Here is a 21,903-nt window from a genome sequence, read left to right as displayed (position 1 = left end):
GTCTATCCGGGCAGCGCTTCGTAATGACGGGTTGCACAGACTAGGGAGGTTGTTTTGACTATTGGATCATCAAGCATTTTGCGTCGAGTTGTCGGCGTTGGGATCGCCGCTTCCGCCGCCGTACTGCTTACAGCCTGGTCCCCAGCCAGCCTGAAGCCAGCCCCGGCCACAACCGAAGTGAGCGTGGACCGTATCCTCGTTGCGCAAGCAGAGCGCCCCGTTAGCTATTCTGAAGCGCAGGCAACGCGCGGTAAGAAGAAGTATGAAGCAGATTGCGCCGAGTGCCATGGCGACGATCTCAAGGGCGGTCTCCTCGGTGGTCCGGTCCTGCGTGGCCCAAGCTTTGACGAGAAATATGCGGACGGCGCTCCTGCCGGCGCACTGTTCGACGTCATGGTCGGCACGATGCCTCCAAGCTCGCCCGGGCGTTATGCACCAGCAATCTATGCTGATCTGATGGCCTATATCCTCAAGGTGAATGGCTATAAGGATGGCATGGACCTGCCAGCAAATAGCGACGCGCTATATGAACTGGTGATGCAGAAGTAAGCCAAGACCGCTACGATCCTTGGGCTGTAGGCAGACCAGAATATGATTGCTTGGGAACTGAACCTGCAGCTCATTGCTGTGCGGATTATCGCTGCGCTGATCGCATTTCCAATCCAAGGTTTTGCGGTCGCCTATCTTGCCGTCAAACTGGGCGATAAGGGCCCGCGCTATGACGGGCGTACTACGCTCAACCCCGCTGTGCATACGGATTTGCCGGGCCTGTTAGCGCTCGTGTTGACGGGGTTTGGGTGGTCCAAGCCCGTTGTCGTCAATGGGCACGAGCTCAAATCCGGCAAGCTTGGTTTGGTCCTGCTGACACTGTGCGGCAGTCTGACCATGGTGGCGCTGGCTTGGCTGGCGATGCAGCTCATCACCCCGGTCTTGCTCTCATTGCCTCACACGGCCGGCATTACGTTTGCAGCGTTTTTGCGCACTGCGGCACGGATTTATTTGGCGATGGCTGTTCTGGCGCTTCTGCCGCTGCCGAGCTTGGCCGGGCGATTTCTCCTCCAGATTTTTGGGGCGCAGCTTTCTGACCGCATGACGCTGATCAGCAGTTGGGCGCTGTTTGCTATCACGGCCCTCGGGGTGACGCGTTTTCTGCTGTCTCCAGCGTGGAACGCCGTCGTCAGTTTTGTTGTGGGGACGTGACCGGAGCGTCTCGTTTTAGAGAGACGCACCGGTGGTTTGTTGATTGACGCCATATTTGGCCAAAATGGCATCCATCGTGCCATCGGCCTTCATATCCAAGATCGCTGCATCGACCTGATGCTTGAGCGTGAGATCACCCTTCCACAAGCCGAGAACGATCGGGTAGCTGGCGAGCGCATCTGAGACTGGTGCCACATGCCAATTGTTTTCGGTCGCCAGTTGGCTGGCGAGAAGTGCCTCAGTGACACCGCCATCAAAAGTGCCACTATTGATGTTGTCCGCGAAGGCCGCCTCGGTGGGAACAACGCGCACAGTGCTTTGCTGATTGCGGAGATACCCTGCCAACTCGATGCGGTTGAGGCCAGAGACCAGGGTTAGGGCACCAAGGGTTTTGCCCATAAGCGTAGGCAGTGGCTCCTTGGAAACGATCGCCCAACCGGTTTGCGCATAAGAGGGCGAAGTTTCGAGGAAGGACCGTGTTTGGCTAGACGCAACCACGCCGCCTGCTACGATCTGGCACTTAGCGCGGTTGAGGTTCCAATTCAGCGGATTGAAGTCACGGCCCATCTCAGCGCTGGGACTCAAGACAAGCGTAACATTCAGCTTCGCCGACACGGCATTGAGGATTTCAATATCAACGCCGGGCGCGGCTGGATCATTCGTGACCAGCGGCGGATAGTTGGTGGGAACGCAGGCTCTTAGCGTGCCGACGTTTTGAATGTCGCGCAGAGAGGTGTCTGGCGGTAGCGTTGAGACGCCGACCAGAAGAGCGACCACTGCGGTGACTGGGCCGAATGTTTGCAGCGCACGCTTATAGCGAGACATGGCGGCTAGTTCCGGCTGAAATCATAGAGTGCGATAGCGAAGAGCACAGCGCCGCTGCCCACAAGGATCGAAATGCCGATCAGCGGGTCGAACTGGTTGTAATTGATCAGCGCGCCACGCAAAGCGTCCACCGCATAGGTGAGTGGGTTCCACTGCACCAAGGTCACGAGCCACTCAGGATAGGTGATTTTGGTTTGTGCCTGGGAGAGGGCCGGATCGAGCGGGAAGATCGAGCTGGAGAGGAAATACAGCGGCAAGATCACCGCATTTGAGAAGATGCCGAAGCCTTCAAAGGTGCGGATGCGATTGGCGATGACAACCCCAAGTGTTGTTAATGTGAAAGCTAAAAGACACATTAAACCAAGGGCATGGAGTGTTTGCTGAAAGGTAAGAGTCACGTCGGCAAAGCGCGCGAGAATGAGCACAAGGCAGCCATGAAGAACGGCAACCGTCGCCCCACCGAGGATTTTGCCCAAGAGAACGGTGGCACGAGAGAGTGGCGACACCATCACTTCGCGAAGATAGCCGAACTCCCGGTCCCAAATGACCGAGACAGCTGATTGGACCGAGGTGAACATGATGTTCAATGCGACCACGGCAGGAAAGATAAACTGGAGATAGGTGAAGGGTACGACAAACGTAACCGAGCCATACACTTCACCGCGGAAATAGGGGTTGAGGCCAATGCCGAGGATCAGCACCCACAAGATCGGGCGACTGACGCCACCGATCAATTGTCCCTTATCGCGAAAGGCGCGCATGACCTCGCGCATCCAGAGACCGTAAAGCCCACTGAGCTGGATCAGGAAGCGCGAGGAATAGCGTGTTGGCAGTGACTTTTCTTGCATGCTCATCGTGTGTGCTCCCCGCCGCGCTTGCCAAAGGCTGCTGTGCGCTCACGCGCGGTCGCCGCCCGGTCGCGCAACTCGCGTCCGGTGAGAGTCAAAAACACGGTTTCAAGGCTTGGGATGGCATTGACGAAGTTTGACACTCTCGTGCCGTAAGCGCCTAGGAAGGTCTCAACAAAGGCCTCGTCGGACCGCAGCGTCACTTCGACGGGGGTTTGGGAGATCAGCCGGTCCGCATATTGGCTCAGGATGGCGGCACGATCCGTTTCGGACCGTGGTGTGACATGCAGCACTTGCTGGCCATGCGCCGCGCGCAGCGCATCGGGCGTGTCTAGCGCAAGCACTTTGCCATGATCGATGATGCAGACCCGGTCGCAGGCCTCAACTTCCTCAATATAGTGGGTTGTAACCAGAACGGTCAGGCCACGATCGGCCTGTAGTTTGCGGATATAGCCCCAGATCCGCTCGCGCGTTTGCGCATCAAGCCCCACTGTGGGTTCGTCCAGCAGCAGGATTTTTGAATCATGCATGAGTGCGCGCGCGATTTCTAAGCGACGCTTCATGCCTGATGAGAGTGCACGGGCGGGCTTGTCGGCCCATTCTGTCAGCTCCACCAGTGCGAGCATTTCGTTGATGCGGTTGAGCCTATGTCGGCGGGGAATGCCAAAGACCAAGCCGTGCAAATTGAGGTTTTCGCGCAGGGTCAGGCGATCATCCAAGCTTGGTTCCTGAAAGATGATGCCGAGTGCGTCGCGGGCTTCGAGTGGTGCGGTGACCACATTGTGGCCTGCCAGTTCCGCTGTGCCGCTATCGGGGCGCAGGACAGTGCTCAAAATATGCATGAGCGTGGTTTTGCCAGCGCCATTGGGGCCAAGCAGCGCAAAGAGCTCGCGTGGCTTCACCTCGAAACTGACGCCGTCAAGCGCCAGCGTGCGGCCATAACGTTTGCTCACGTCGGCAACGCGAATGCCCTCTTGAGATGATGTCATTAGCGCGAACCTTGGCCGGGGAAATTGAACTCAGTCAAAATGGCATCGATTGTCCCATCGCTGACGAGGGCCGCTACGGCTTCGTCGATGGAATTGCGCAGGAAAGTTTCGTTCGACAGCATCAGTGCGCCGACCGGTAGCGAGGTCTCGGGCAGGGGGGCAGATGAGAGCACGCTGAGCGCTTTATATTTGTCATCGGCCTGCTGGAGTGCCCACAAGGATGGCTCCCAGACGAGAGCGACATCGACGGAGCCCGACAGTACAGCGTCGAGCGCCAGAGGATTGGTGCCGATTGGGAATATCCGCCAGCGGCGCTCTGAGGTCTGCGCGTTGTTGTAATTGGCTAAGCGGACATGGCCCGTTGTGCCAAGGGCCGCGCCAATGATCTGCTTAGGCGCGAGGTCTTGCAGGCTTTTTATGTTCGGGTCGTCAGTGACGAAGGCATATTTTGCATCGTAGAAGCCGCGCGTTGGCATGGACCACGGATCATAGCCTTCGGGCAGGAGTTTAAAGCCCATGTAGAGGCTGCATTGTTCCAACAAATGGCGATAGACGCGGGTGATGTCTTCGGTTTCGAAATCGCTTTCGACCACGATTTCGACGGGTTCTAGCAGAAGCGCGTTGGCGATAGCCTCGCCAATGGCCGCAGCGACTTGCCATTCGCCGTCTCGTGGATCAACGCAGTAACGCAGTTTGGATTCATCGGTTTTGCGGCCGATTTCCCACTGGCCGTAGACGTAAGGCCTATCAAAAAACTCAGGCTCGGGTTGAGCGGCAACAGGCGTGCAGCATACCAAAAGCATCGCAGCGATGCGGGGGAGTTTAGAGACGGCTGAAGCGAGGTGCGAAGCCAATTTAGTCTTAGTCATGTTCCGGACCTCTTGAGGTGGTCTGGGCGGACCTAGCGCGTGCCAAGTCCGCCCAAACGGAGATCGTGTCGTCAGGTCTTATTCGTTTGGCAGAGCAAAGACGTAGACGGTGGCCGGGTTGTGCGCAGGCAGCTTGATGTCTGGAGTGAGCGACTGCAGACGGCCCAGACCCGATGCCCAGTTGGAGACCACGGCGATGTACTGCTTGCCATCGGCTTCATAGGAGATCGGGAAGGATTCAAGAGCGTTGCTCAGAGTGCTGGATTCCCACAGCACGTCACCGGTTTCGTCGTCAAACGCCATCATCTTGCGATCCAGCGTACCAGCGAACACCAGGCCACCAGCGGTTGGCAGGGTCGAGGTGGTCAGTGGAGCATAACGACGGTGGGACCAAGTGGTCGACTGATCGGCGACCTTCACAGCGTCCAGACGACCGTAGTTGCCATCGCTTTCAGGGGTTGGAACACGCGAGAAGATCGCGCGGCCACCGCTGGTGTAGATGGTGCCTGGATCGATCGGCTGCGGTGTGGTGTTCGAGCAGAACTCAACCAGCGGCAGATAGATGGTTTCGGTGCGTGGGCTGTAGGACGTTGCCTGCCATGCCTTGCCACCAGGGTCAGCCGGGCAGTTGAAGGTGGTTTCACCAATCTGCGGGATAACGTCTGGGTTGATGGTCTTCTTGCCGGTTTCAGGATCGATTTCGAGAACGACGTTCTGCGGAACCGTTTCCTTATGCCAGAGCCATTCACCCGTGGTGCGGTCCAGAGCTTCGATAATTCCGGTCTTACCGGTGGTGATGACCATCTGGCGGTCTTCGCCATCGACATTGGCGTCAATGATCAAGCGCTCATAGACATAGTCCAGATCCAGCGAGTCATTTGGCATGTGCTGGAAGTGCCACTTCAGATCGCCTGTCTTAGGATCAAGCGCGAGGGTGGCGTTGGTGTAGAGAGCGTCATTGGTGACGTTTGGATCATCACTCTTCGGCAGCAGGCCGTTGACCACTGCTGGCCATGGATAAGGCTGGCCAACGCCGGCAAAGAACAGACCCTGAGCTGGGTCATAGGAACCAGAAATCCACGCCGAACCGCCGTGACGGCTTTCGAGTGGCAGGCCGTTCCAGCTGTTGCCTTCTGGTGTATCGCCACGGGCGATTGTCTGGAAGCGCCACAGCTCTTCACCTGTGTCAGCATCGTGACCGGTGTAGAAGCAACCGCCCGGCTGAGCGTTCGAGCAGTTGGTCATGCCCTGGATGACAACGCCTTCAGCCACGAGAGGGCCGGAGGTGAATGCGTAACCCTTCTTGTGGTCAGCAACCTGCTGATCCCAAGCGAGCTGGCCGGTTTTGATGTCGATCGCGACGAGATGGGCGTCGCGGGTCGCGAAGATCAGCTTGTCGCCGTAGATCGCCTTGTTGCGTTCGCCGTTCGGGGCAACGCCATCTGGCAGCGGATGCTCATATTCCCAGATCAATTCGCCGGTCGCAGCATTGAGCGCCTGGATGACGTGATTGGAGTTCTGGATGAACATCACGCCGTCGTGCACTAATGGTGTTTCCTGCGTGCGGCCACCTGGGGACATGCCCCAAGACCACGCCAGCTGCAGCTTACCAACGTTTTCTTTGGTAATTTCATCAAGCGGGCTATAGCCCCAGCCGTCATAGGTACGGCGCCACATCAACCAGTCGCCATCGGGCGGGTTGAGCAGCATTTCGTCCGTTACGGGGGTGATTGAGTCAATTGGGGACTGCGCCACTGCAGCCTGAATTGCGAAACTCGACGTTAATGTCGTTGCTAGTGTCGCGAGTAAAGTAAGCCGTAAACCACGCTTCATGATCAGCACTCCTCCTCAGTTTGCTGAACCGGTCCGTATTCTGCTTGAATATTTGCAATAAAATCGGTCCTAACAGCAGTAGCCTAAGTCTTGTATGGCAGTGCGTCAACCTGCCGCATGGTGCGTTGACGGTGTGTTCAAGTCTCTGGAATATCTGAGAAATGAACGATGCAGAGCGTATTCATTTGAGTAGATGAGCGGTCAGATCTGCATCGGTAAGTTTATGTCGGATCGGGTGGTTGGTATTAGTTGTGCCTATATTCTCGATAATTATTTTCGATAGAATTTTTGATCTTTGAACTTTGTATGAACTGGGTTTGGGTGTGTTGCGGCGCTGCTATTTAATCGATTACTCCGTTCCGTGATTTTGAACGCGGTGTGGAGAGTGCAGCGTAGTTGCAGCCTGGGAGTGCGGCGGTGTTCGGGAAATTAGGTCGTCGGTAAAGGGTTGAACGGGCACACCAATTCTTGTGACGCATATGGGGATCGGTACAGCAGAAATGCTCTCACAATGGATCGTGATTGCTGAGGTCTTCTGCTGGCTGCGGCCGCCAATGAGGTTGGGGGCTTGCGAGAGTTTGCAGCAGAGACGGTTTTGCGCCAATTATCCGTTCAAGCAGGATGCGCGTGAGCTCTTGTCCGGCGCTGAAAACATCTTCGCGTAGGCTGTCCATATTCGGGAAAAAGGCAGGTAAAATGCCCGATGTCTGCTTATAGACAACGTGGAAATCGCGGCCCATCACAGCGCCGGCTTCCTGCAATCCCCCGACAAGCGCAATTGTGTGCATCGTCTTCGGCGGAAAAGTGCTGCCGCGTTGCACAGCGAATGTCCTTCACCCCCTGCTATGTGGATGATTGCGTCTTTGTTGTTTCCGTCGTCATTCTGGGTCTTTCGTCACTCAGGCGTGACCAGCACTCTCCTTAAATTGCAAACCCATTTCTGAGACATAAGTGCTGCTGCCGGACAGTTAAGGTCTGAATGTCAGCCGGCCACGCCATACAGTTGTAGACTCCTCTGTAGTTAATCGAATTCATTCCCTCCCTCGAAGAATTTTGTAAGTTCCTGTAATATTTGGATTTCCGCGCCGAGGTTGGGGCGGCTCAACTTGAACTCTTGCATTACTCAAAAAACGCAAATATTGCATACGGCAGGAGGTGCCAAGCTTATGTCCCCAAAGCGTGCAAGCCAGGCTGACATTGCGGTTCAGTTGGGAGTGTCGATTTCGACAGTGTCTCGTGCGCTCGCCAATGAGATTGGTATTAGCGAGGTCATGCGGGCGGAAGTTCAGAAAGTCGCTCGCCAGCTTGGATATAAGAGCAAGCACGTTTATTCCGTCGAAAACTTGGATCGGCATGTTCTGGCCTTGGTTCCGCTCGGCGGAGCGACGGGCCACCTGACAAGTTTTTATCACGGCATTGTTGAAGGGATGCGGGCACAAGCTGCAGAGCTTGAGATCAAACTGGATGTGCGTCTCGTCAACGAGGATAGCGTTGATGATGTGTTTGTTCAGCGGCAGTTGCAGCGTACTGGGGCGAGTGGCCTGGTCTTGGCTGGCATCGACCCAGCGCCTGAATTTGCACAATGGTGTAACGAGAATGAGATAAAACTTGTTCTGGCGAATGGCTTAGATCCGAGAATGGTCGTTAGCTCTGTAACGCCGGCAAATTTCTTTGGTGCCTATCAGGCAACCCGGTACCTGCTAAACGCGGGCCACCGCAAAATTCTGCACTATACCCATCAGGTACGCCCTACGATTATACAGCGCCAGCGGGGGTATGAGGCGGCGATGGCGGAGGTGGCGGATGCCGTGCCGACCATTGTGACGACGAATGACTACACAAATGCAGAATTGGTGGCCGCCTTGAGGCACGGGGAGTTCGACGTCACGGCAGTTTTTTGCTGGAATGACATCGCAGCAATGCCTTTGGTCGATGCTCTGGGCGGTGGTGAGGGACATGCGCGGCATCCCCTCTCTATTGTCGGCTTTGATGATCTTCCGATCGCAAGCATGGCCACCCCACGGCTCAGCACAGTTCAGGTGGATCGCGTTGCCATGGGGCGCGCTGTGATGCGTCTTTTAGGACAAAAATTCGATGGCGAGCCTGCTGTGCAGCAGGTGGAAATTGGTGTCACGCTGATTGAAGGCGATACCGTCGCCGCCATCGAGTAGCCGGAGAACAGCGTTTATTGGACTTGCGTTGTGCGGCTGATTTTCGGGCCATAGTCAGCTCGTAACCTCCAAATAGGTTTAAAATAAATTTCCCAATTCCGCATTTTCTTCATCGGAAAGGCGGCTTTTTTTGTTCCTATTGCTTTCTTGTGACAACACAAATTGCACTAATTTGCGTAATTTGCGCCCTTTGCGCAAATTACTTGTTTTTCGCGCAAATCAACCCTAACGTAACGATGTTGCCGCGCTCCAAATGGTCTGCGGACGACCGGGGGCTGTAGCCCTCTGAATTACAAAGCGAGCCCATGCTTGCACTGAAACTGGCGTTGAGGAGTGCCTGTTTCGTGACCGTCCCTCGGGAAACCGAGGCACTCGCCAGAGGAGGCGGGTGAAATGCCCAGTGAGCTTTTTGGCGGCTGGGTTGCAACATCTTCGGGTGGTGCCCGAAAAAGGGAGAAAGTAATATGAAGATGCTCTCATCTGTGCGCCTATCAGGCGCTGTGGCGATGATTGCGCTGTTCGCTATGGCGGGTTCGAGCCTTGGTCAGCAGCAAGCGCCGAGTTTGGATGCTGACGTTGCGAGTGGCGCTTTGCCCGCTGTGGCAGACCGCCTGCCGAAGAACCCACTGGTGATCACGCCATTCGAAAGCGTTGGCACTTATGGCGGAACGTGGCGTAGCGCGCTTCGTGGCGGTCTCGACAATGCATGGATCGGGCGTACCGTCGCCTATGACGGTTTGGTGCGTTACGATCGCGAGTGGAAAGAAATCATTCCAAACCTAGCCGAGAGCTGGGAGGTAAGCGATGACGCGCGCACCTACACATTCAAGCTCCGCGAGGGGTTGAAGTGGAATAATGGCACCCCATTCACCAGCGCCGACATCGCTTTCGCAGTTGAGGTCATGAGCGAGCCGACCTATGGCGGCGGTACCTTTATCAAGCAGCCCAACAAGGTAACGGTGGACGTTATCGACGACACGACATTCAGCTTGGTTTTTGAAGAGCCCAATGGGCTGATCATGGACGAGTTGGCCAGTATTAACGGCTTCACCGTTACGTCGCTGAGCAAAGACTACTGCGGCCAGTTCTATCCAAAGTACAATCCTGACGCAGTAGCAAACGCTAAGGCTGCAGGATTTGAAACTTGGGAAGCGCACATGGGCAATCGCTGCTCGTGGGCCACAGAAACAATCCGCTGGTCGAACCCTGATCTGCCCATGATGAATGCGTGGATGATCGACGAGCCGCTGACTGGCGATGCGACCCGTGTCACGTTCAAGCGCAATCCGTATTATTGGAAGGTCGACACTGAGGGCAATCAGCTTCCGTATATCGATCGTCTCGAGATGCGCGTATCGGACTCCCTAGAAGAAATCACGCTAATGGCGCTGAATGGCGAAATCGACTTTCAGGATCGCCACATTGCGACGGTCGCTAACCAGCCATTGTTCTTTGATGGCCAGGAAGCCGGCGACTACCGCCTCGGCCCCAATGTGCCCTCAAGCATGAATACGCTCATGCTACAGTTCAACCTTAACCACATCGATCCAAAGCGCCGTGCTCTCTTTGAAAGCAAGGACTTCCGCATTGGCGTGAGCCATCTTCTTGATCGTGAAGAGATCATCGATGTGGTGTTTACCGGGCAGGGGGAACCCTTCCAGGCAGCGCCTCGCCCCGAATCTCCATTCTACGATGAGGAGATGGCCAAACAGTACACAGAATATGACGTTGAGGCTGCCGATGCTGCGTTTCAAGCGGCGGGTCTAACGCGCAGTGGAGACTTTTACACCTTTGCGGACGGTTCACCGCTGGTCGTTACCATCGACATGATCTCCTCATTCAAGAGTGAATGGGTCGATATGATGGAGTTGATCCAGCTCCAGCTCGAAGCGGGTGGCTTGGATATCGAGCTCAATAACATCGACCGTACCCTGTACTACGATAAGCGCGTCGTCGGCGATTATGATGCGCAGATTTGGCAAGGCGACGGTGGTCTTGATGTCATCCAAGAGCCCCGTTACTACATGGCTGCTAACGATGAATCCGTCTGGGCATATCGCTGGGCTCAGCACTTCCAGGGCTCTCGTCCTGAAATCGCTGAAGCGCCGCCAGCTTGGGCGCAAGAGCAGATGGACCTTTACACGGCCATCCGCGCCGAAGGCGACCCGGCCAAGCGCAACGATATGATGAAGCAAATCTTGGCTATCGCTAAGGAAAACTTCCCGGTCATTGGCATCAGCCTGCCTGGCGAAGGCTACTACATTGCCAAGAATAACGTGCGGAATATCGCGGACTCGATGCTGCACGCATACCTTTACCCAACACCAGCGCCCTACGACCCATTCCAATGGTACTTCGGCGATAAATAGTCACCTCCCAGCGCTCCGCAGTGTGTTCTTCACACTGTGGAGCCGACGAGGGGCTTGGCGATGAAATCTTGCAACTTGTTCGCTCCCGACGACGGAGGCGAGCCCTCCGAGAGATGGGATAGGACATGCGCATAGTGCCTGTGGGTGAGTGTACGCGCCTCCACATCTCCCTCGGACACTTTCGATCCGCCGTGTTCCTGCGTGCGGAATAGGCCAAAATTCTGAGGAGACGCCCATGCTGCGTTTCATTGGCATGAGACTGGTTTCGATGGTGCTGACGCTGTTTGCGGTAAGCATTGTGGCGTTCGCCATCATCCAGCTGCCACCGGGCGATTATCTAACGACGTATATTGCAACGCTGAACGCCAATGGGGATCGCGTCGATCCCGCCATGATCGAAGCTCTGCGTCAGCAATATGGCTTCGGCGAACCCTTTTATGTCCAGTACTGGAAATGGATCAGCGGCATTCTGTTCCGTGGCGACTTTGGCCAGAGCTTTGAGTGGAAAGCCCCTGTAACGTCGCTGATCTGGGGCCGCCTCGGAAACTCGATCCTTGTTGAAGGCTTGGCCGTCATCGTCATGTGGCTGATCGCTTTGCCGATCGGGGTCTATGTCGCGGTCAAGAAATATTCGCTCGGCGACTACCTCGCCACGATCGTTGGCTTCATCGGACTTGCCGTGCCGAACTTCTTCCTTGCGCTGATCCTGATGTATCTCAGCTTCGTCTATTTCGGCACCACCATTGGCGGCTTGTTCTCATCTGAATATGAGATGGCGCACTGGAGCCTCCCGAAAGTTTGGGATTTTCTGTCTCACGCCTGGGCACCCGTTCTAGTGCTCGCGACCGCAGGAACAGCAGAGCTGATCCGTATTTTGCGCGCCAATCTGCTCGATGAGTTGAAGAAACCGTATGTCGTCACGGCACGCGCTAAGGGCCTGCCTGAGTGGAAGGTCATTCTGAAGTATCCGGTCCGCTTGGCGCTCAATCCGCTGGTCTCGACCATTGGTTGGCTCCTCCCTGCGCTGGTGTCGAGCTCAGTGATCGTTTCGGTGGTTCTGAACCTACCAACCGCAGGGCCGCTGCTGCTGCGCTCTCTGACCAGCCAAGACATGTATCTCGCAGGCGCGATCATCATGCTCCTCGGTGTGCTCACCGTGATCGGAACAATGATCTCAGACCTGCTCTTGGCCTGGATCGATCCTCGTATTCGCTATGGGAGCAAGTGAGATGGCCGTTGAAACCATGAGCGACGTACCCAGCACAAGAAAACTGCCTCGGACCCGTGAGAGCCAATTCAGCCTGATGTGGCGGCGGTTCCGCCGTCATCAACTCGCAGTTGTTAGTCTTTGGGTTGTCGTCGCCTTCTACCTGATTGCAGCCCTTGCGGAGTTTCTCGCTCCGACTGATCCATCCGCTTATAGCGCACGCTATACCTATGCGCCGCCTCAGGGGCTGCAGTTCATCACGACCGATGAGAATGGTAACTGGCAGTTTCAGCCGCATGTGAACGGCTACAAAACGGAGGTCGACCCGAAAGCTTTGCGTCGTTCCTTTGTACTCGACCCAGAAGAGGTCATTCCGGTTCAATTCTTTGCCCCGAGTGAGCCTTATAAGCTTGCAGGCTTCATCCCGATGTCCGTCAAGCTCATGGGCGTCGAGAACAAGCGCGATCCGTTCTACATTTTGGGTGCTGATCGGCTGGGCCGCGACGTCCTGAGCCGCTTGGTCCACGGAACGCGTATTTCCCTCTCGATCGGTTTGGCTGGCGTTACGCTTTCACTGGTGTTTGGCATCATTATTGGCGGATTTGCGGGCTATTATGGCGGTCGTTTTGATGGCGCGGTAATGCGCATTATCGAGTTCATCCGCTCCATGCCGACCATCCCGCTTTGGCTCGGTCTGGCTGCAGCTATGCCGAAAGACTGGAGCGCGCTGCAAACCTATTTTGCCATCACCCTGATCTTGTCGTTGATCGGGTGGACTGAGCTGGCTCGTGTCGTGCGCGGGCGGTTCTTGAGCCTTCGCACCGAGGACTTCGTCACGGCTGCGCAACTCGATGGCGCAAGCGATTGGCGCATTATTATCCGCCATATGGTCCCCAGCTTTACCAGCCACATCATTGCCGCCGCGACCCTCGCCATTCCCGGAATGATCTTGGCAGAGACAGCGCTCAGCTTCCTCGGTCTTGGCCTTCAGCCACCGATCGTCAGCTGGGGCACCTTGCTCCAGGAAGCGCAAAACATCCGCACCTTGGCTTCTGCACCGTGGTTGCTCGTTCCGGGCGTCTGCGTGGTGGTGGTCATTCTTGCCTTCAACTTCTTCGGAGACGGCTTACGCGACGCCGCTGATCCCCATGGCAGATAAAGCGCTTCTCTCAGTTCAGAATATGTCGATTGTTTTCACCTCACCCGACGATCCGGACATCGAAGCCGTTCGGCAAGTGGACCTCACCCTCACACCTGGCAAAACCCTTGCTTTGGTTGGGGAGAGTGGTTGCGGAAAGTCGGTAACCGCTCGTGCCGTGTTACGGCTTCTCGACCGCAACGCCGATATTCGGACGGGCGAGATCTTGTTCGATAGTTCTACCGGACTGACCGATATTGCCAAGCTCAGGCCCGACAGCACGCCCATGCGCGCAATCCGTGGCGCGCAGATATCGATGATCTTTCAAGAACCGATGAGTTCTCTTTCACCCGTCCACACGATTGGCGATCAGATCGACGAAGTCATTCTGTTGCATGAGCAGGTGAATAAGAAACAGGCTCGCGAACGCACGATTAGCATTCTCGACCAGGTCGGGGTTCCGGGTGCGCGTGAACGCGCAAATGCCTATCCGTTCGAACTCTCCGGCGGCCTGCGCCAACGCGCCATGATTGCGATGGCGCTCGCTTGCACCCCCAAGCTGCTGATCGCGGATGAGCCCACCACCGCCCTCGACGTGACCACGCAGGCTCAAATCCTCGATCTCATGCGCCAACTGCAAGCCGAATACGGTATGGCTATGCTTTTCATCACCCATGATCTGGGTGTCGTTGCCGAAATCGCTGACGATATCGCCATAATGTATCTCGGAGACGTCGTAGAGCAGGGCAGTGTCTACGATGTTTTCGCCGCGCCGAGGCACCCCTATACGCAGGCGCTGATGAATTCGGTGCCCAAGTTACAGAGGAAAGCCGATAGAACGCGGCTCAGCCCGGTCAAAGGCACCGTGCCATCACCGAAAGACCGGCCGCAAGGCTGTAGCTTTACGAGCCGCTGTCCTCACGCGTTCGGTCCGTGCGCCAATGTTCGCCCCCCTCGGGTGGAGATCGGCGTGGACCATGTGGCTCGCTGCCACTTGCTGAGCACTGTCAATTCGGAGGCAGTAGCATGAGCTCGCTTCTTACGGTCGAAAACCTCTCCAAGGTCTACACGCTTGGCGGTGGCATGTTCGCCCCGCCGCGTGAACTCGTGGCTCTCAACGATATCAACCTCACGGTCGAAAAAGGCGAGACCCTCGCCATCGTTGGGGAAAGCGGCTGCGGGAAAACCACACTGGGCCGCTGCATCATCAAGGCGCAGCCGGTCACGACCGGCAAGGTTTACTACCACCAATCTGAAGACAAAAAGGTTGAGCTTACGGCCCTCGACAAGCGCGCCATGAAACCGTGGCGCCGCGATATGCGGATGATCTTTCAAGATCCGATGAGCTCGCTCAATCCCCATATGCGCGTCTTCGATCTTGTAGCAGAGCCGTTACGCGTGCATCGCTTGGCGAAAGGCCAAGAACTGGAAGATCGGGTTATCAATATCCTCGCTCGCGTCGGTATCGCGGCGGATGCTGTCGGGCGTTATCCCTACGCCTTCTCCGGCGGGCAGCGGCAGCGTATCGGCATCGCTCGCGCACTGGTGCTCAACCCTCAGCTGGTCATTGCTGACGAAGCCGTATCGGCGCTCGATGTCTCCATTCAGGCGCAGGTCCTGAACCTCTTGGATGATTTGAAGGCCGAATTGGGGCTGACCTATATTTTCATCAGCCACGATCTTGGCGTGGTCAATTACATCGCTGACCGCGTGGTGGTGATGTACCTTGGCCACATCGTTGAAAGCGCTCCAACCGAACAGCTGTTTGAGCGCCCGCGCCATCCCTACACCGATATGCTGCTCGAGGCTTTGCCCGTTGCTGATCCCACTCGGCGCAAAGGGCCGAGCAAAGAGCTTCGCGGCGAAATCCCATATCTCGGCAATCGCCCTGTGGGATGCCCGTTCAATACAAGGTGCAAATACGCCGCCGATCAATGCCGAGCAATCAAGCCCGAGTTGCGTGCCGTCAACGGCACGGGACAACTGGTGGCCTGCCATTTTGCTGAAACGCTCACACTTCAAGGCGCTTATGACGACGCGCCGCAAAAGGCCTTTGTGTAATGACTTACGATCCAACAACTGCAAATCCGCTGTTCGGTAACCCACTGAAGACGCGCACCGATATTGAGACCGCGCTGCGTGATCTTTTCGAACCCTTGCTGCCGTATTTTTCGGAGGGCAATGCCCGCGTGCGCCTTGATGGAGCGGGTGCACACTTTGATCGCGCCGCCGCAGACTTGGAAGGGTTTGCGCGTCCACTCTGGGGCCTGACGCCGCTCGCGGCTGGCGGCGGGGCGTTTGATCACTGGGAGCGTTATCGTCAGGGGCTAGCCAATGGCACCGATCCGGACCACCCAGAATATTGGGGGACGGTGAATGGCATAGACCAGCGCCAGGTTGAGTTGGCCGCGATAGGGTTCACCCTAAAGATGTTGCCGCACCTAGTATGGGATCCCTTGCCGCAGAAGGCGAAGGACAATCTTGCGAACTATCTCAAGCACGCGCGCAAGTTCGACTATGCGCCCAACAACTGGAAGTTCTTCCGCATTTTGGTCGATCTAGGGCTCGATGAGGTTGGGGTCGAATTTGACCGCACCTACACGGAGCAGTTCCTTGGCGAGCTGGAAGAGTTCTACATAGCTGACGGCTGGTATCGCGACGGAAATGTGCGTCGCTTGGATCACTACATCCCCTTCGCGATGCACTTTTATGGTCTGATCTACGCCAAGCTCAAAACCGGCGACGACGAGCGTGTCGCCAATTACAAGGCTCGTGCCGAGCGCTTTGCGCAGGACATCCAGCATTGGTTCGACGAGGACGGCGGCACGCTCGCCTTTGGTCGCAGCCTCACCTATCGCTTCGCCTGTGGTGGGTTCTGGGGTGCGCTGGCTTTTGCCGATCTTGAGGCGCTCCCATGGGGCGTCATCAAGGGCCATTACCTGCGCCACCTCCGTTGGTGGAGCAAGCTCCCGATTGCCCATGGGAATGGCGTGCTTTCGGTCGGTTACGGTTATCCGAACCTATTCATGTCCGAGAACTACAATTCGGGTGGCTCCCCATACTGGGCGCTAAAGGCTTTTCTGCCACTGGCACTACCTGCCGACCACCCATTCTGGAGTGCAGAAGAGGTCGAGGCGGATTTCACCGATGATCCTGTGCCGCTCAAGCACCCGGGCATGGTGATGCAGCACACCGCGGGAAATGTCGTGGCGCTCTCTTGCGGGCAAGAGAACTTCATGATGCGCGAAGGCACGGAGAAATACGCTAAGTTCGTCTATTCCAGCCGCTACGGGTTTTCGGTCGAAACGGACGAGCGAAACTTTAAACAAGGCGCGTTCGACGGCGCTTTGGCGTTTTCCGACGATGGACTTCACTATCGCGTTCGCGAACACAATGTGAGCGCTCAGATTGCCGGAACAACGCTTTACTCGCGGTGGAAGCCATTTGGTGACGTTACGGTCGACACTTGGCTTATTCCATCGGGCGATTGGCACGTCCGCGTGCATCGCATCAACACCCCTCGTGCCTTGAGCACCATTGAGGGTGGGTTCGCCATTGCGCGCGCCGATCTCAACGCTGATAAATATGTCGATGCCCCCGCTATGGGATTTGCGAGCAGCGAAACGGACGTGTCCGTAATTCTTGATTTAACCGGGCAACGGGCAGGGCGAGCACACAAAGCATTGCCCAACAGTAACCTCATCGTCTCCAAAACGATTTTGCCGCAACTTCTGGGCGAAGTGCCAGCAGGTGAAACTGTTTTTGTGACGGCGGCTATGGCGCAGCCGGTCGGGGCAGCTGCCGACCACGCCTTGGCCAATCCGCCAGTGGCGCCCAACATTGCTGACCTCGATGCGCTCTTTGCCAAAGACGGTATTGACGTCAGCGCGGTGGGTGTGGAGTTGTCCTAATGCGTCCAAAACTTGCCTTTGCATATGATCCGGCACGAACGCGTCACGTTTTCACGCTTGAAACTCTTCGGCGACTGGAAGCGTGTTGCGACATAATCAATGACGAGCCACTGACCACTTTCAGTAGCTCTGATGCACTCAATGTATTGAAGCAGGCCGAGGTGCTGGTGACCGCTTGGGGTACACCATTTTTGACGCGTGAAGTGTTGCAACAAGCACCGAACTTGCGCCTCATTGCGCATGGGGCAGGGACCGTAAAGTTCACCATCGCCCCTTACGCCTACGAACACGGCATTCGGGTTACACACGCCGCCGAGGCGAATGCTGTGCCGGTTGCTGAATTCTCACTGGCAGCCATTCTGTTTGCTAACAAGCGCGTTTTCGATCTGCGCGACTACTACCGAGACGACCACTCGCGAAACACCAGCCTTGCCCTGCAAGATCAGCCTATTGGCAATTTTATGCGTACCGTTGGTGTCATCGGCGCATCACGCATCGGCAGGCGGGTGATCCAACTGCTCAAGCCCTTCGACGTGACGGTCTTGCTCTACGACCCCTTCGTTTCGGCCAATGACCCACTTGCGCAGGAGGTTGAACTCACCGACCTCAATACGCTGATGGCGCGTTCGGACGTTGTCAGTCTGCACGCTCCCGCATTGCCCTCGACATCCGGGATGATGGGGAGGGAGCAGTTCGCGCTCATGCGGGACGGCGCCACCTTCATCAACACTGCGCGCGGGTCTTTGGTGAATGAAGCGGCGCTTCTGGAGGAGGTCAAGACGGGGCGCATTAATGCTATTCTTGATGTGACCGATCCTGAAATTCCAGTGGACGATAGCCCCTTCTACACTCTGCCCAATGTCTTCCTAACGCCACACATCGCCGGTGCCGTTGGTACAGAACGGACGAGGCTCGGCATCATGGTGGCCGATGAGGTTGAGCGCTACGTGCTGGGCAAGCCGCTCCAATACGAAATCACTCAAGACCTACTAGAGCGGACGGCTTAGTCACATGCACTCGGGAGGACATACAGCGTCGCGGCGAGAGGAAGATCCTATCGCCGCAAAGTGGGCCTACGATCGCCTTCAGTATCTGACTTGGGATCGGACACCGGAAGACATCACCAGCCATGAGCATCGGGCTCGTATTGCTCACCTACAGCGCCACGCAGGGGCAGAGGTCGATCCAACGGCCTATATCGCGGACACCGCAGCCATTTTCACGACCAACCTCGTGCTGGGTGCACACAGTTGGATTGCCGGAAACGCCCTGGTCCGCGGCGATGTCCACTTTGGTGCCCATTGCACGATCAACAGCTTCGCGACAATTTCCGGCAAGGTGCATTGTGGCAATGCGGTAAGGATCGCCAGTCACGCCAGTCTTGTGGGGTTCAATCACGGCTACGATGACCCACAAGTGCCCATCTACCTGCAAAAGCACGAAAGCCTCGGCATCACGGTTGAGGATGATGTCTGGATCGGTGCGAACTGCGTCATTGTTGACGGCGTAACCATTGGCCGGGGGGCCGTCATTGCCGCCGGGGCGGTGGTCAACAAAGATGTTCCACCGAATGCTATTGTTGGCGGTGTCCCGGCAAAAGTTCTGCGGTATCGGGGCCAAGGCAAGCGAGCCGAGACACGCGATCAAGTTGAGGCTTTGAGCCGACGCGCTCAGGATCAATGGCGCGAAGTTCTACTCCATAATCAGCAGGACGGGGAATATCTCTCCTATGATGGAAGTGGGCAAAAGCGGCGTAGTATTCGCCACCTCTGCGACGCCATCGAGATTGTAAACTCCTTTGGCGAAGACCTTCCTGATGCCAATCGTTCTGATCTGATTGAGCAGTTGCAGCGGATACAAGATCCTGTAACCGGACTGTTTCCTGACCCCTTTCAGAATCCTGATCCCAAACGCCCTCTCCGCGAAGATGGACTGGCGCTCTACAATGTTCTGGCGGTGGGTTACGCCCTAGAACTTCTTGGCAGTCAGCCGCGCCATGAGATCAGTGCTGTTGACCTTTCGGCACCGGAGTTGAGCCATTGGCTCAATCACCTGCCGTGGCGCACACACGCTTGGTCAAGTGGCGCGGCAGTGGATGCGATTGGCACCGCACTCTATTTGAATGCGCGATACTTCGAGGCCACCCGCATCAATGAGACGCTTTTTGGTTGGCTCGCATTGCATCAGGATAGGGCTACTGGCCTCTGGGGGTACCCCACCAGCGAAGGCTTGCTGCAGCCGGTCAACGGTTTCTATCGTCTAACGCGAGGCACTTATGCTCAGTTCGGCATTCCTGTACCACGGGCCGAACAGGTGATCGATGCGGTGATTGCCAACTACCGAAACTATAACGGTTTCTCGGGTGAAACATACACGGCGTGTAACCTTCTTGATACCATTCATCCGCTCCTCTTGTGCTTGGCTCAAACCGACCATAGGCGCGTCGAAGCGGAGGCCATCGCGCGGATCATTATTTCCAGCGTGTCAGAGCGCTGGGTGGACGGCGAAGGATTGGCTTTTGCCGATGGCCATGTGCCGGGTCTGCAAGGAACTGAGATGTGGCTTTCCGTCGTGCACCTTGCCGCAAAGCTGTTGCGCCTTGAAGATAGCTTCGCCTTCGTACCGCGTGGGGTGCACCGAACTGAAGCCGTTGGACTGGGCCTGTGAGGGATGAGATGAGACAGAAAAAAGCTTTGGTGGTTTGGGGCGGCTTGCCGCTGCATACGCCCGAACGGGGGGCTCATGTCGTAAAGGCACTACTAGAGGAGGAAGGCTTTTTGGTCGTCGTTACCGATGACTACGACAGGCTCGGCGATCCAGACGTCGGCAGCAATGATCTGATTGTGCCGGTCATTACCGACGGTACTCTTGCGCCCGACAAGATGGAGGTCTTGATCGCCGCCATTCGCGCGGGCACGGGCTTGGCAGGCTACCACATGGGGCTCGCCACGACGTTCCGCGCCAGTGTTCCGTTTCGCTATGCAGCAAGCTGCTATTGGGTACAGCATCCCGGCAATATCATGACCTACCGGGTGAACGTCACGCGGCCCGATCACCCCATCATGGCCGGGATTGAGAGTTTTGAGCACACTTCAGAGCAGTATTATCTCAACTACGATCCGGCCGTAGACGTGCTGGCGACGACGGTGTTTTCCGGCGAAGTGCATCATTGGCGCAAGGATGTGACCATGCCGGTCGTCTTCACCACCACGCATGACAAAGGTCGCGTGTTCTATTCCTCGCTCGGGCACACGGCTGATGAGCTGGAATTGCCCCACGTGCGCACCATCCTGAAACGCGGCCTTCTATGGGCCGCACGAGAGTAGCACCGCTGCAGATATGGTGACCGACGATGGGCACGACGGTATCAATCACGCAGGTTTTTTGAAACGGGTGTCCGTCGTCAAATGCTTTGGCTCAGATTGGGCTTTGATTAGCAGAGAGCACGGCTCGTCATTCGGTTGATGCTATGCGGCAAGCCTATGGTGCATCAAGCCTCGATGCTGGATTGTTTTGCGCTTGATGATTTGGCGATTTTTGATGATGGCAGATGCTCTGCCAAATTAGGCATCTGCAGGTGTCACATTGTTGAGTCTCTCGTGATTGCGCCGATGGTTGTAGTGCTCGACGAATGCCTCGATTTGACTTTCGAGATTACCGGACCTGAAATAGTTTTCGAGTAGGATGCGGTTCTTGAGCGTCTGGTGCCAGCGCTCGATCTTGCCCTGTGTCAGGGCATGAAGCGGAGCGCCTCGGACATGATCCATGTCATTGGCTGCGATATAGTCGGCAAGTTCCTGGGCGATGGTGCTGGGGCCATTGTCACTCAGCAAGCGCGGCCGATGCCGCACATGCGCCTGATCACACCCTGAAGCTGCTAATGCCAAATCTAGCGTGTCATTGACGTTCTGAGCCCGCATTGTCGTGCACAGTTTCCAGGCAGTGATGTAGCGGGAATAAGCGCCTAGCTGCTCCGGGAGGGAGATTTCTTTAGTGGACGATCATGAGCATCTGCTAGCGGTCTTTGCCTCAGCTATTGATACGGGTCGGAGCTTCAACAGATCAAACGTTTGCGAAAGGCTTAGGCAAGACTGAATGGCAAGCATGGAATTCGGGTTCAACTTTTGACGTCTTTGATGCTGCTTGTGAGCCGCAAAAAAAGTTGAATACTGCGTTGTTGCAATTGATTAATTTTCGGCCTATCACGCCAGAGGTCGCGGGTTCGAGCCCGTCTCTCGCGCCATTTTCTTTCATTGAAATTGTTGCGTTCTAGAACTCTCAGACGTGGTCTGTAGTGTTCTTGCCTTTCGCAATTCCATCCCAAAAGTGCAGTCTGGTGGTGGTCTTGGGCTGAGTTATGGCTCTGCGGTGACTGGGGCTTGAGTGTCAGTACTGCCGATTTTGATTCAGTATATGTGAGCTGCTGCCGGTTTTGAGGACACCGAGTTAAGGTGTTTTTGGAACTGGAGAGTTTTTATGGAGAGACGCAAGTTCAGCCGGGAGTTCAAGCTCGAGGCTGTCAGGCTGGTCAGGGATCGGGGTG

18 protein-coding genes and 1 pseudogene are annotated in these 21,903 nt (G+C 56.2%); 12 read left to right on the top strand and 7 right to left on the bottom strand.

What is annotated here, in order from left to right:
- Positions 1-54 precede the first annotated feature (54 nt).
- The gene (locus tag JHC09_RS07825; protein WP_199531480.1) at positions 55-549 is read left to right on the top strand and encodes a c-type cytochrome; all 495 of its coding nucleotides are present in this window, start codon (positions 55-57) and stop codon (positions 547-549) included.
- Between the two features lie 42 nt (positions 550-591).
- Positions 592-1,200: a hypothetical protein gene (locus JHC09_RS07820; RefSeq protein ID WP_199531479.1), complete on the top strand. Its 609-nt coding sequence runs from the start codon at positions 592-594 to the stop codon at positions 1,198-1,200.
- A 15-nt stretch (positions 1,201-1,215) separates the two neighbouring features.
- Here the strand turns inward: JHC09_RS07820 and JHC09_RS07815 are convergent, their stop codons facing one another.
- The 6 genes from JHC09_RS07815 to JHC09_RS07790 form a co-directional block, all read right to left on the bottom strand.
- Positions 1,216-2,025: a transporter substrate-binding domain-containing protein gene (locus JHC09_RS07815; protein WP_199531478.1), complete on the bottom strand. Its 810-nt coding sequence runs from the start codon at positions 2,023-2,025 to the stop codon at positions 1,216-1,218.
- A 5-nt stretch (positions 2,026-2,030) separates the two neighbouring features.
- Positions 2,031-2,879, bottom strand: coding sequence for an ABC transporter permease (locus JHC09_RS07810; protein ID WP_248305844.1), 849 nt, complete (start codon positions 2,877-2,879; stop codon positions 2,031-2,033).
- Positions 2,876-3,862 carry an ABC transporter ATP-binding protein gene (locus JHC09_RS07805; RefSeq protein WP_199531477.1) on the bottom strand — a complete coding sequence of 329 codons (987 nt, stop codon included), beginning with the start codon at positions 3,860-3,862 and terminating at the stop codon, positions 2,876-2,878. The genes JHC09_RS07810 and JHC09_RS07805 overlap by 4 nt, the downstream gene beginning before the upstream one ends.
- Complete coding sequence (locus JHC09_RS07800; RefSeq protein ID WP_199531476.1) at positions 3,862-4,731, bottom strand: transporter substrate-binding domain-containing protein; 870 nt, start codon at positions 4,729-4,731, stop codon at positions 3,862-3,864. Before JHC09_RS07800 ends, JHC09_RS07805 begins: the two co-directional genes overlap by 1 nt.
- 78 nt (positions 4,732-4,809) lie before the next feature.
- Entirely contained in the window at positions 4,810-6,564 is a 1,755-nt protein-coding gene (locus JHC09_RS07795; protein ID WP_199531475.1) for a PQQ-binding-like beta-propeller repeat protein, read from the bottom strand.
- 506 nt (positions 6,565-7,070) lie between these two features.
- On the bottom strand, positions 7,071-7,385 hold the full coding sequence (locus JHC09_RS07790) for a hypothetical protein (protein ID WP_199531474.1): 315 nt from the start codon (positions 7,383-7,385) through the stop codon (positions 7,071-7,073).
- Positions 7,386-7,730: 345 nt separating this feature from the next.
- On the opposite strand from JHC09_RS07790, the gene JHC09_RS07785 reads away from it, so the two are divergent.
- The 10 genes from JHC09_RS07785 to JHC09_RS07740 all read left to right on the top strand — a co-directional run bounded on the left by JHC09_RS07785 (position 7,731) and on the right by JHC09_RS07740 (position 20,686).
- Positions 7,731-8,735, top strand: a complete 1,005-nt coding sequence (locus JHC09_RS07785) for a LacI family DNA-binding transcriptional regulator (protein WP_199531473.1) — start codon at positions 7,731-7,733, stop codon at positions 8,733-8,735.
- A 464-nt stretch (positions 8,736-9,199) separates the two neighbouring features.
- Complete coding sequence (locus JHC09_RS07780) at positions 9,200-11,104, top strand: ABC transporter substrate-binding protein (protein WP_199531472.1); 1,905 nt, start codon at positions 9,200-9,202, stop codon at positions 11,102-11,104.
- Between the two features lie 235 nt (positions 11,105-11,339).
- Positions 11,340-12,332 carry an ABC transporter permease gene (locus JHC09_RS07775; RefSeq protein ID WP_199531471.1) on the top strand — a complete coding sequence of 331 codons (993 nt, stop codon included), beginning with the start codon at positions 11,340-11,342 and terminating at the stop codon, positions 12,330-12,332.
- Position 12,333: 1 nt separating this feature from the next.
- Positions 12,334-13,470: an ABC transporter permease gene (locus JHC09_RS07770; protein ID WP_199531470.1), complete on the top strand. Its 1,137-nt coding sequence runs from the start codon at positions 12,334-12,336 to the stop codon at positions 13,468-13,470.
- Entirely contained in the window at positions 13,460-14,479 is a 1,020-nt protein-coding gene (locus JHC09_RS16900) for an ABC transporter ATP-binding protein (protein WP_199531469.1), read from the top strand. Before JHC09_RS07770 ends, JHC09_RS16900 begins: the two co-directional genes overlap by 11 nt.
- Positions 14,476-15,510: an oligopeptide/dipeptide ABC transporter ATP-binding protein gene (locus JHC09_RS16895; protein WP_199531468.1), complete on the top strand. Its 1,035-nt coding sequence runs from the start codon at positions 14,476-14,478 to the stop codon at positions 15,508-15,510. The genes JHC09_RS16900 and JHC09_RS16895 overlap by 4 nt, the downstream gene beginning before the upstream one ends.
- Complete coding sequence (locus JHC09_RS07755) at positions 15,510-17,360, top strand: DUF2264 domain-containing protein (RefSeq protein ID WP_199531467.1); 1,851 nt, start codon at positions 15,510-15,512, stop codon at positions 17,358-17,360. The genes JHC09_RS16895 and JHC09_RS07755 overlap by 1 nt, the downstream gene beginning before the upstream one ends.
- Positions 17,360-18,367, top strand: coding sequence for a hydroxyacid dehydrogenase (locus JHC09_RS07750; protein WP_199531466.1), 1,008 nt, complete (start codon positions 17,360-17,362; stop codon positions 18,365-18,367). Before JHC09_RS07755 ends, JHC09_RS07750 begins: the two co-directional genes overlap by 1 nt.
- A gap of 4 nt (positions 18,368-18,371) precedes the next feature.
- On the top strand, positions 18,372-20,027 hold the full coding sequence (locus tag JHC09_RS07745) for an acyltransferase (RefSeq protein ID WP_199531465.1): 1,656 nt from the start codon (positions 18,372-18,374) through the stop codon (positions 20,025-20,027).
- An 8-nt stretch (positions 20,028-20,035) separates the two neighbouring features.
- Entirely contained in the window at positions 20,036-20,686 is a 651-nt protein-coding gene (locus tag JHC09_RS07740) for a ThuA domain-containing protein (RefSeq protein WP_199531464.1), read from the top strand.
- A 141-nt stretch (positions 20,687-20,827) separates the two neighbouring features.
- On the opposite strand, the pseudogene JHC09_RS07735 reads toward JHC09_RS07740, so the two are convergent.
- Positions 20,828-21,319 (bottom strand): annotated as a pseudogene (locus JHC09_RS07735) (integrase core domain-containing protein); the annotation flags it as partial.
- Between the last annotated feature and the right edge of the window lie 584 nt (positions 21,320-21,903).

The sequence above is a fragment of the Devosia sp. MC532 genome, from assembly GCF_016461625.1.
In the GTDB taxonomy this organism is placed as follows: Bacteria; Pseudomonadota; Alphaproteobacteria; order Rhizobiales; family Devosiaceae; genus Devosia.
The sequence above is the reverse complement of the archived record's forward strand: the minus strand, read 5'-3'. Positions and strand labels throughout refer to the sequence as shown.

Coding starts and splice junctions, on each gene's coding strand:
- JHC09_RS07820 (WP_199531479.1), top strand. CDS start 592: ATGATTGCTTGGGAACTGAACCTGCAGCTCATTGCTGTGCGGATTATC.
- JHC09_RS07815 (WP_199531478.1), bottom strand. CDS start 2,025: ATGTCTCGCTATAAGCGTGCGCTGCAAACATTCGGCCCAGTCACCGCA.
- JHC09_RS07810 (WP_248305844.1), bottom strand. CDS start 2,879: ATGAGCATGCAAGAAAAGTCACTGCCAACACGCTATTCCTCGCGCTTC.
- JHC09_RS07805 (WP_199531477.1), bottom strand. CDS start 3,862: ATGACATCATCTCAAGAGGGCATTCGCGTTGCCGACGTGAGCAAACGT.
- JHC09_RS07800 (WP_199531476.1), bottom strand. CDS start 4,731: ATGACTAAGACTAAATTGGCTTCGCACCTCGCTTCAGCCGTCTCTAAA.
- JHC09_RS07795 (WP_199531475.1), bottom strand. CDS start 6,564: ATGAAGCGTGGTTTACGGCTTACTTTACTCGCGACACTAGCAACGACA.
- JHC09_RS07785 (WP_199531473.1), top strand. CDS start 7,731: ATGTCCCCAAAGCGTGCAAGCCAGGCTGACATTGCGGTTCAGTTGGGA.
- JHC09_RS07780 (WP_199531472.1), top strand. CDS start 9,200: ATGAAGATGCTCTCATCTGTGCGCCTATCAGGCGCTGTGGCGATGATT.
- JHC09_RS07775 (WP_199531471.1), top strand. CDS start 11,340: ATGCTGCGTTTCATTGGCATGAGACTGGTTTCGATGGTGCTGACGCTG.
- JHC09_RS07770 (WP_199531470.1), top strand. CDS start 12,334: ATGGCCGTTGAAACCATGAGCGACGTACCCAGCACAAGAAAACTGCCT.
- JHC09_RS16900 (WP_199531469.1), top strand. CDS start 13,460: ATGGCAGATAAAGCGCTTCTCTCAGTTCAGAATATGTCGATTGTTTTC.
- JHC09_RS16895 (WP_199531468.1), top strand. CDS start 14,476: ATGAGCTCGCTTCTTACGGTCGAAAACCTCTCCAAGGTCTACACGCTT.
- JHC09_RS07755 (WP_199531467.1), top strand. CDS start 15,510: ATGACTTACGATCCAACAACTGCAAATCCGCTGTTCGGTAACCCACTG.
- JHC09_RS07750 (WP_199531466.1), top strand. CDS start 17,360: ATGCGTCCAAAACTTGCCTTTGCATATGATCCGGCACGAACGCGTCAC.
- JHC09_RS07745 (WP_199531465.1), top strand. CDS start 18,372: ATGCACTCGGGAGGACATACAGCGTCGCGGCGAGAGGAAGATCCTATC.
- JHC09_RS07740 (WP_199531464.1), top strand. CDS start 20,036: ATGAGACAGAAAAAAGCTTTGGTGGTTTGGGGCGGCTTGCCGCTGCAT.